Raw genomic sequence first — 8,407 nt, 5'->3', positions numbered from 1 at the left:
CACACCACCGGCGCCGGAGGAACAGATGGCCGCAGCTCGCGGACGCACAGGAAGACCGCCCCTCACCGAGGAGCGCAAGGCCGAGATCCGGCTGGAGATCGCCCGCGCCGCCGTGGACCTCTTCGTCACCCAGGGGGTCGCCGCGACCACGGGCGAGCAGATCGGCCGGGCGGCCGGCATCTCGGCGCGTACGGTGTGGCGCTACTTCCCGACCAAGGAGAGCTGCGTACGACCGCTGCTCGCGGCCGGCATCGAGCTGGTCGCCGACTCGCTGCGGCAGTGGCGGCCCGGCCAACCCCTCGATGAGGCCTTCGACTTCGAGCAGCGCGCGGCGGACGACGACCGTCTCCTCGCAGTGCCCGCCCAGGCCACCGTCGGGGCACTGGTACGGCTGACCCGCACCGAACCGGGCCTGCGCGCGGTCTGGCTGCAGACCTACGACGAGGCCGAGCCGGCGTTCGCCCGCGCGCTGGCCGAACGGGCCGGGCTGCCCGCCGACGACCTGCGGCCGGCGATCCTGGCGGCCATGTTCAACGCGGCCCTGCGCGCGGCGGTGGAACACCACGCCTGGCACACGGCCGACGGCCCCGCCGACGCCGCGACGGCGCGGGCCGAACTGGCCGCGACCCTGCGCACCGCTCTCAAAGCCGCGGCGGCCGGCCTCACCTGACGGACCGCGCCGCGCCGGCCGCGCGACCGGGAAACGCGGCGGGGGAGCGACCTCTCGCCGCCCGGCCCGGCGCGCCAGGCGTTCCGGCTAGACCTTCCGGTAGGAGTACGCCTCCGCGGCCGCCGCCTCCACGGCCGCGAGGCCGGCGCCCGTCGCGGCCGTGACGACCGCGGCCACCGCGCCCTCGACGAACGGGGCGTCCAGCAGACGGGTGTTCTCCGGAAGTTCGTCACCCTCGGCGAGCAGCGCCTTGACGGTGAGCACCGCGCTGCCGAGGTCGGTGAGGACGGCGACCCCCGCGCCCCGGTCCACGGACGCGGCAGCGGCCGAAACCAACTCGGAGCTGGTCCCGAACCCGCCGGACGCGGTCCCGCCCGCCGGGGCGATCGGCACCGTCACGCCACCGCCCGACAGGGCCTTCGCCAGTTCGGCCACGGACGCGGCGACCTCGGCGCTGTGCGACACCAGCACGATCCCGACCAGCTTCCCGTCACTCACCGGCCGCCTCCTCCAGCGCCGCGACGAGCAGCGCCGCCGAGGTGGCGCCGGGGTCCTGATGCCCGATGCTGCGCTCGCCGAGATAGCTCGCCCTGCCCTTGCGGGCCTGCAACGGCACGGTCGCCCCGGCTCCCTCCTCGGCCGCGGCGCGGGCCGCGGCGAACGAGTCGCCGAGGGCGTCCACGGCGGGCACCAGGGCATCGATCATGGTCTTGTCCCCCGGCGCGGCACCCCCGAGCGTCCGGACGGCGTCCACCCCCGTCCGCAAGGCCTCGGCCAGCTGCTCCGGACTCACCTCGGCGGCGTCCCCGAGCGTCTTTCCGGTGCGGCGCAGCAGCGTCCCGTACAGCGGCCCCGAGGCGCCGCCGACCGTGGAGATGAGCTGCCGCCCGGCGAGCATCAGGACCCCGCCGGGCGTGTCGGGTGCCTCCTTCTCCAGCGTGGCCGCCACGGCCGTGAACCCGCGCTGGAGATTGCTGCCGTGGTCGGCGTCGCCGATGGGCGAGTCGAGGGCGGTGAGCCGCTCCGCCTCGCGGTCGACCGACGCGGCGGTCGCCGTCATCCAACGGTGGAAGAAGTCGGCATCGAGCACTGGTTCTCCTTGCCTGGTAGGTACGTGGTGACTCCTTCCCCGCCCACCGTCACATGCCCCACCTCAGGCCAGGTGTCTTCACCGGCGCGTCCCACAGCCCGAGCAGTTCCTCGTCGATCTCGCACAGGCTGACCGAGGCCCCCGCCATGTCCAGCGACGTGACGTAGTTGCCGACGAGGGTGCGGGCGACGGCGACCCCACGCTCGCCGAGTACGCGCTGCACCTCGGCGTTGAAGCCGTACAGCTCCAGCAACGGCGTCGCGCCCATGCCGTTGACCAGGACCAGGACGGGATTGCGCGGGTTGAGGTCTGTCAGGACCGTGTCGACGGCTGCCTCGGCGATCTCCCCGGAGGTCATCATCGGGCGCCGCTCCCGGCCGGGCTCGCCGTGAATGCCGATGCCGAGCTCCAGCTCACCGGCCGGCAGGTCGAAGGTCGGGCTGCCCTTGGCCGGCGTGGTGACCGCGCCGAGCGCGACACCGAAGCTGCGGGAACTGTCGTTCACCTGCCGGGCGATCGCCTCCACCTGCTCCAGCGGCCGGCCCTCGTCCGCCGCGGCCCCGGCGACCTTCTCCACGAACAGCGTCGCCCCCGTACCGCGCCGCCCGGCCGTGTAGAGGCTGTCCGTCACCGCCACGTCATCGTTGACCAGCACTTTCGCCACCCGGATGCCCTCGTCCTCGGCGAGTTCGGCGGCCATGTCGAAGTTGAGCACGTCACCGGTGTAGTTCTTGACGACGAACAGCACCCCGGCCCCGCTGTCCACGGCCGCCGCGGCCCGCACCATCTGGTCGGGAACCGGCGAGGTGAACACCTCACCCGGACAGGCCGCCGACAGCATCCCCGGCCCCACGAACCCGCCGTGCAGCGGTTCGTGCCCGGACCCGCCCCCGGACACCAGGGCGACCTTCCCGGCCACGGGAGCGTCCCGCCGCACGATCACCCTGTTCTCCACATCCACGGTCAACTCGGGATGGGCGGCCGCCATACCGCGCAGCGCGTCCGCGACCACGGTCTCGGGGACGTTGATGAGCATCCTCATGGGTATCTCCTGGGGAGCCTAGCAGGCCAGTCAGTGACCTGTGTCTTTGCTGGTGAGAGTGGGTGGGAGCAGTTTTGGATCTTGGTGCTCCGTGACGGCTTGGAGCGGGTTCTGGCGGTACTGATGCTGACTCAATGCCGAATTCGGTGACGGCTCGTCAGGTCCGTCAGGCGGTCGGGTGCGGCTTGGTCGGGGTCCCTGCTGTCGGCAGTATCGGCCTTGCGGCAGCGAAGGTCACGCGCGAGAACGGCATGGGCGCGCCCAGGTCCCGAAACGGGCTGTGCCGGATGTCGGCGTCTTGTGGGCCTTGGCCAGCAGGTCGCTGGTTGAGCAGGTCCCCCTGGTGGACAGTCGAAGCATGCTTGACGTGAGTGTGCGCCGTGGTCTGGGAACTGTTCAGGTAGTACTGCACTGGAAGAAGACCCGCACCCGTGCCCGTGCGTGGTGCCGATGCCCTGGTCCCCGCCTACCCGTGAACCACCTCCGCACGCGGACGCCTGCGCCTGCTGCTCGGCGCCTACGGATACGAGGGCGACCGCCTGCAGTTCCAAGCTGTCGTGGCGAAACGGGTCAGAACCAATGCGAACGCCGTCCGCTGCCTAGCCGCTGGCGGCGCCCCGGTCTACACAGCCCTGGAGTTGGTCGCCGTCGACCTCGATCAGGCGGCTCGCGCAGTAGACCTGCTTCCCGCTTCCTTCTGGCTGCCCCCCGGATCGTGCCCACGACAACCCTCTATCTCACCGGGCCGTCAGCACCGCCCGCACTGGTACCACGGGGCCCGACCGCCACAGCAGATACCGGGCGCATCGAACTTCTGGCCGGTTCCCCGGATCCCTGCCACGGCCGCGATACGGCGCTGCTCACAACGATTCGATCCACTCGCCCGGCTCTTCCAGCACACAGGAGGCGCCGGCCGCCGACGACTCGCGGGCTGTACTGTCGCACGACGCAGGGGCCTCCGGGGCGGTCGCCGCCGGCGGAATCGCGACCGTGCACGCGGCACAGGCGTCGGCAAGCTGCCAGGTCCGGCACCGGTCCGCCCGGATCAGCACCAGTTGCTCCGAGCCCCGCTCTCGCCCGGGCCAGGAGCCAGGAGCTTCGCGGGACCGCCGCGGAGAGGGATGGTGAGCGGCTCCGCGGCGCCGTGTCCACTGCTCTCCGCTACCTGCGCGAAACAGGGGAGGGCCGGTTGAATGACTCCGCGGCGGCGTTGTCCAGCGCGGGGCCCACCCGGCCCATGGACTGAACCACGCCCAGGCGGTCACACAGGGTGTTGTACGCCTCTGACGTGTACTCACTTCCTCTGTCGCTGTGGAAGATCGTCCCGTCCCTTGGGCCGCCGCGCGTCGCGGTGGCCATCTTCAACGACGCGCCGACCAGGGCCGCGTCGTGGTGCTCGCCCATGGCGTAGCCGAGGCAGCGGCGCGAGAACGCGTCCAGGACCGTGGCCAGGTAGATCTTGCCCTCGCCGGTCTCGATCTCCGTCATATCGCCGTACCAGAGAACGTCCGGGGCCACCGCGTCGAAACGGCGATTCACCAGATCAGGGGCAGCCTTCCGCTTGCCCTGCCGGTCAGCGACCGCCACCTGGGCGGCTTGCGGCCCCGCAGACCGAGCTCGGCCATGATCTCCGCGACCGTGTTCACCGACACCTGCCAGGCCTCCGCCCACAGGTCCAAAGTGATCCTCGGTGAGCCGTAGGTGCCACCGGACTCGGTGAAGAAGTGGATGATCCGCTCTTCCAGCCTCGCCCTCCTCATCTCGCGTTTCGTCGGCTCGTCGCGGCGACGGCGCCACTTGTAGAACCATGCCTCGCTCACCCCGACCACCCGGCAGGACACCCGGTGCGGGACGCCATGCCCGACCCTCTGGTTACCGATGAAGGCGACCACCGCCTCCGGAGCGTTCTCGGTCACTTCACCCAGAGGGCCATGCATCGCTTGAAGACACCACGCTCCATCTCCAGCTCCCGGATCCGCTTGTTCTTCTCCCCGACCTCCCGGCGCAGCCGCTCCAGCTCGGCCCGCTCGGCCTCCCGCACCCGACCACCACCACCGCCACCGGCGGCTGCCGGCGGTACAGGCCGGTCCGAGGACGTCGTCCCGTTGCGCCGCCACCGCGACACCCAGCTGTGCAGCGTGCCCGGGTTGATGCCGAGCTCCTCCGCGACATCTCCGACCGGCCTCCCGGTCTCGACCATGATGTGCACCGCGCCCTCACGGAACTCGGCGTCGTACGGCGGCTTCTTCTTGGACCCCATGAACCCCAACTTCCCCTGCAATCCCGGGCTCCACGCTACGAGGGGATGGTCAACCAGGCCCGCGGCGACCACCGCATCGTCTCCCAGGCCATGAACAGCGGTGTGGTCAGGGCAGCGCCACCACCTGTGCCGCGTGCGCCAGTCCGGCGCCGAAGCCGACCAGCAGGGCCAGGTCGCCGCTGGCCGGCGTGCCCTGGGACAGCAGCGCGTCCAGGGCCAGCGGAATGGAGGCGGCCGAGGTGTTGCCGGCCGTGACGACGTCCTTGGCCACGACCGTGTGTGGGGCGAGGCCGAGGGACTTCGCGGCAGTGTCGATGATGCGGGCGTTCGCCTGGTGGGGCACGAAGGCGGCGAGGTCGGCGATCTCCAGACCCGCCTCCGCCACCGCCTGCCGGGAGATCTCCGGCACGGACCGGGTCGCCCAGCGGAACACCTCCGGGCCGGCCATCCGCAGCGTCGGCCAGGGGCCGGGCGTGTCGCGGGTGTCCAGCCAGGTGCGGTCATAGGCGATCATGTGGTGCCATTCGCCGTCGGCGCCCCACACCACCGGGCCGATGCCCGGCGTCTCGGAGGGGCCGACCACTACCGCCCCGGCACCGTCGCCGAACAGGAACGCTGTGCCGCGGTCCTCGGGGTCGACGATGTCGCTCATCTTCTCCGAGCCGATCACCAGGACGTTCCGGGCGTCGCCCGAGCGCACTAGCGAGTCGGCCAGGCCGAGGACGTAGCAGAAGCCCGAGCACGCGGCGGCGACATCCAGGCCGCCGGCGGAGCGGATGCCCAGCTGATGGGCCACCCGGGGCGCGGCGGCCGGTGCCTGCTCCAGGAAGGACATGGTGGCCAGCAGCACCATGTCCACGTCGCCTGGCTGGATGCCGGACTGGGCCATCGCTTTGCGGGCCGCTTCCACCGCCATGGTGATGACGGTCTCGTCGGGGCCCGCGAAGCGCCGGGAGACGATACCGGAGCGGCGGCGGATCCACTCGTCGGTGGAATCGATGCGGGCGCAGATCTCGTCGTTGCTCACCACGCGGGTCGGCCGGTACACCCCCACGCCGAGGATGCGCGACCCGGGGCGGCGCTCGGGCCCGCGGATGCCGGCCATCACCTCTCCTTCCCGGCCGTGGCCGCCGGCGCGGTCACGGCCCTGAACTCGTCCTTGACGTACAGCTTCTTGCAGGCCTGACGCTGCACCTTGCCGCTGGACGTCTTCGGCAGGGCACCGCGCCGGACGACCAGCACGTCGTCCGGGGTGATCCGGTGCGTCTCCCGTACAGCGTCGTGGACGCGCAGGCGCAGGCCGTCGGCGCCCAGGGAGCCGAGGACGCGGCCGTCGGCCTCCACGACCACCACCAGCCGTTCCCGTTCGCCGTCGTCGACGGAGAAGGACGCCGCGCAGTTGGGGAACAGGCCCGGTACGGCGCGCTCGGCGGCCAGCTCGATGTCCTGCGGATAGTGGTTGCGGCCCTTGCGGATGATGACGTCCTTCAGCCGCCCCGTGACGTGCAGTTCGCTCCCGTACAGAAAGCCGAGGTCGCCGGTGCGCAGGTGGGTGGCGCCGGAGCCGTCGTCCTGCGCGAGGCGCGCGCGGAACGTGCTCTCGCTCACCGCGGGCCGGCCCACGTAGCCGCCCGCCACACAGGGGCCGTCGATCCAGATCTCGCCGACCCGCCCCTCCGGTAGCTCCCGGCGGGTGGCCGGGTCCACGATCAGCACCCGAGTGCCCGGGACGGTACCGCCGCTGCTCACCGCGGGGACGGACCCCTCGGCCGACTCGGCGGCGGGCTCTACGACGCCGTCGCGCAGGGCCTCGGCGGACACCCACAGGACGCCGGGTTCACGGTCCTGGCGAGCGCCGGTGGCCTTGAGGGTGTTCTCCGCCAGGCCGTAGCCGGGGCACATGGCGCGGGGGGCGAACCCGTACGGCGCGAACGCCTCGATGAAGGCCCGGACCGTGCTCCAGCGCACCGGCTCGGCGCCGTTGGCGGCCACGCGCCAGCGCGACAGGTCGCCCACGCCGCTCATCTTTCCCTCCGCGGCCGCCCGTGCGCACAGCTCGTAGGCGAAGCTGGGCGCGGCGGCGTGCGTCCCGCCGAACCGGGCGATGGCCTCCAGCCAGCGGGCCGGGCGGCGGATGAAGGCCTCGGGGGTCATCAGGTACGAGGGGATGCCCGCCCACAGCGGCAGGACGACACCGAAGAGCATCCCCATGTCGTGGAAGAGCGGAAGCCAGTTGACCACCGTGCCATCCGGCGCGGCGGGCCACAGTTCATCGGTCTCGGTGACGTTGGCGAGGAAGTTGGCATGGCTGACGACAACCCCCTTGGGGTCGCCGGTGGAGCCGGACGTGTACTGCAACAGCGCGGTGTCGCCGGGCTCCCACGGCGCGGGGTCGCCGTGGCCGCCCTCGGACACCGGCAGTTCGCGGGCCGGATCCACGCCGTCGGTGGCCACCAGCGTGAGTCCGGCCAGCGCCGGCATGTCACCGAAGCGCTCCCGTAGGTCGCGTACGACGTCGGCCGTGGTCAGAACGGTGGACGTGCCCGAGTCATCGGCGATCCGGCGCAGCCGCAGGACCTCCTCGCGGCGCCGCGGCACCTGTACAGGGGCGCTGGCCACACGTCCGTACATGCACCCCAGCAGGGTCCGTATGAATTCCAGGCCCGAGGGGTACAGCAGTACCGCGGTGCGGCCGGACAGCCCGGCGCCGGCGAACCAGGATGCCCTCAGCCGCGCGGCCTCGTGCAGCTCACGGTAGGTGAGCGACTCGTGCGGTTCCTCCCCGTTGTGCAGGAGGACATAAGCCGTTTCGTCGGGCTGCTTCTCGCTGCGCAGCCTCAAGGCGTCGGAAAGAGTACGTATGTCCACACGCGGATTCAGCCCGGTAGTGGTCATGTTTTCACGATCTCCTTATCGGTCCTGGCGCCCGTCTGGGGCGGTGGAGGCCTGCGGAGGGGATGCGGAGGGTGTGGAGAACGGCACCATCACGGCCATCAGTAACTCCTGGAAGCTGAGGATCGGAACCACGTCCGCCGCGGGCTCCGGCCCGGTTCCGTGCAGGGGTACGGATCCGGCCCGGGAGATCCTCCGTGTGACGGCCGGGCTCCATCCGGTCCGCTCCAGCAGGCCGAGCAGTTCCGGGACGACCAGCGTGTGGGGGGTTTCCGCGAGGGCATGAATGGGGTCACGGGGAGTCTCCGGTCCACCATGATGCCCGGCGGCCGATCCGTCGTTTCCTGGCTGCGCGGTATTCACCGCAGCGGATTCACCGGTAATTGCACGCGCGCCCGTGCGAAAGGCACGGGAGGGCCCCGGCCGGCCGGAAAGGCGGCCTGGGCGGCGCAC

General features: G+C 71.6%; 9 protein-coding genes. 1 reads left to right on the top strand and 8 read right to left on the bottom strand.

The window, feature by feature from the left end; all coding sequences use genetic code 11:
- Positions 1–25 precede the first annotated feature (25 nt).
- Positions 26–670 (top strand): TetR/AcrR family transcriptional regulator, encoded by a 645-nt coding sequence (locus tag ABEA26_RS33570; protein WP_345597513.1) that lies wholly within the window; start codon positions 26–28, stop codon positions 668–670.
- 87 nt (positions 671–757) lie between these two features.
- Here ABEA26_RS33570 and ABEA26_RS33565 read toward each other — a convergent pair whose 3' ends face one another.
- The 8 genes from ABEA26_RS33565 to ABEA26_RS33530 all read right to left on the bottom strand — a co-directional run bounded on the left by ABEA26_RS33565 (position 758) and on the right by ABEA26_RS33530 (position 7,957).
- Positions 758–1,168, bottom strand: coding sequence for a PTS-dependent dihydroxyacetone kinase phosphotransferase subunit DhaM (locus ABEA26_RS33565; RefSeq protein WP_345597512.1), 411 nt, complete (start codon positions 1,166–1,168; stop codon positions 758–760).
- Complete coding sequence (dhaL, locus tag ABEA26_RS33560) at positions 1,161–1,760, bottom strand: dihydroxyacetone kinase subunit DhaL (protein WP_345597511.1); 600 nt, start codon at positions 1,758–1,760, stop codon at positions 1,161–1,163. The genes ABEA26_RS33565 and dhaL overlap by 8 nt, the downstream gene beginning before the upstream one ends.
- Before the next feature lie 49 nt (positions 1,761–1,809).
- Positions 1,810–2,802 carry a dihydroxyacetone kinase subunit DhaK gene (dhaK, locus tag ABEA26_RS33555; protein WP_345597509.1) on the bottom strand — a complete coding sequence of 331 codons (993 nt, stop codon included), beginning with the start codon at positions 2,800–2,802 and terminating at the stop codon, positions 1,810–1,812.
- Between the two features lie 1,161 nt (positions 2,803–3,963).
- Positions 3,964–4,341, bottom strand: coding sequence for a DDE-type integrase/transposase/recombinase (locus ABEA26_RS33550; RefSeq protein ID WP_345597507.1), 378 nt, complete (start codon positions 4,339–4,341; stop codon positions 3,964–3,966).
- Positions 4,338–4,718: an IS3 family transposase gene (locus tag ABEA26_RS33545; RefSeq protein WP_345597506.1), complete on the bottom strand. Its 381-nt coding sequence runs from the start codon at positions 4,716–4,718 to the stop codon at positions 4,338–4,340. Before ABEA26_RS33545 ends, ABEA26_RS33550 begins: the two co-directional genes overlap by 4 nt.
- The gene (locus ABEA26_RS33540; protein ID WP_345597504.1) at positions 4,715–5,062 is read right to left on the bottom strand and encodes a transposase; all 348 of its coding nucleotides are present in this window, start codon (positions 5,060–5,062) and stop codon (positions 4,715–4,717) included. Before ABEA26_RS33540 ends, ABEA26_RS33545 begins: the two co-directional genes overlap by 4 nt.
- A gap of 106 nt (positions 5,063–5,168) precedes the next feature.
- Positions 5,169–6,167: a beta-ketoacyl-ACP synthase III gene (locus ABEA26_RS33535; protein ID WP_345597502.1), complete on the bottom strand. Its 999-nt coding sequence runs from the start codon at positions 6,165–6,167 to the stop codon at positions 5,169–5,171.
- The gene (locus ABEA26_RS33530; RefSeq protein WP_345597501.1) at positions 6,167–7,957 is read right to left on the bottom strand and encodes a fatty acyl-AMP ligase; all 1,791 of its coding nucleotides are present in this window, start codon (positions 7,955–7,957) and stop codon (positions 6,167–6,169) included. The genes ABEA26_RS33535 and ABEA26_RS33530 overlap by 1 nt, the downstream gene beginning before the upstream one ends.
- Between the last annotated feature and the right edge of the window lie 450 nt (positions 7,958–8,407).

The organism is Streptomyces marokkonensis, assembly GCF_039539045.1.
In the GTDB taxonomy this organism is placed as follows: domain Bacteria; phylum Actinomycetota; class Actinomycetes; order Streptomycetales; family Streptomycetaceae; genus Streptomyces; species Streptomyces marokkonensis.
Note: the sequence above shows the minus strand (reverse complement) of the source record. Positions and strands in the feature narration are given on the sequence as shown.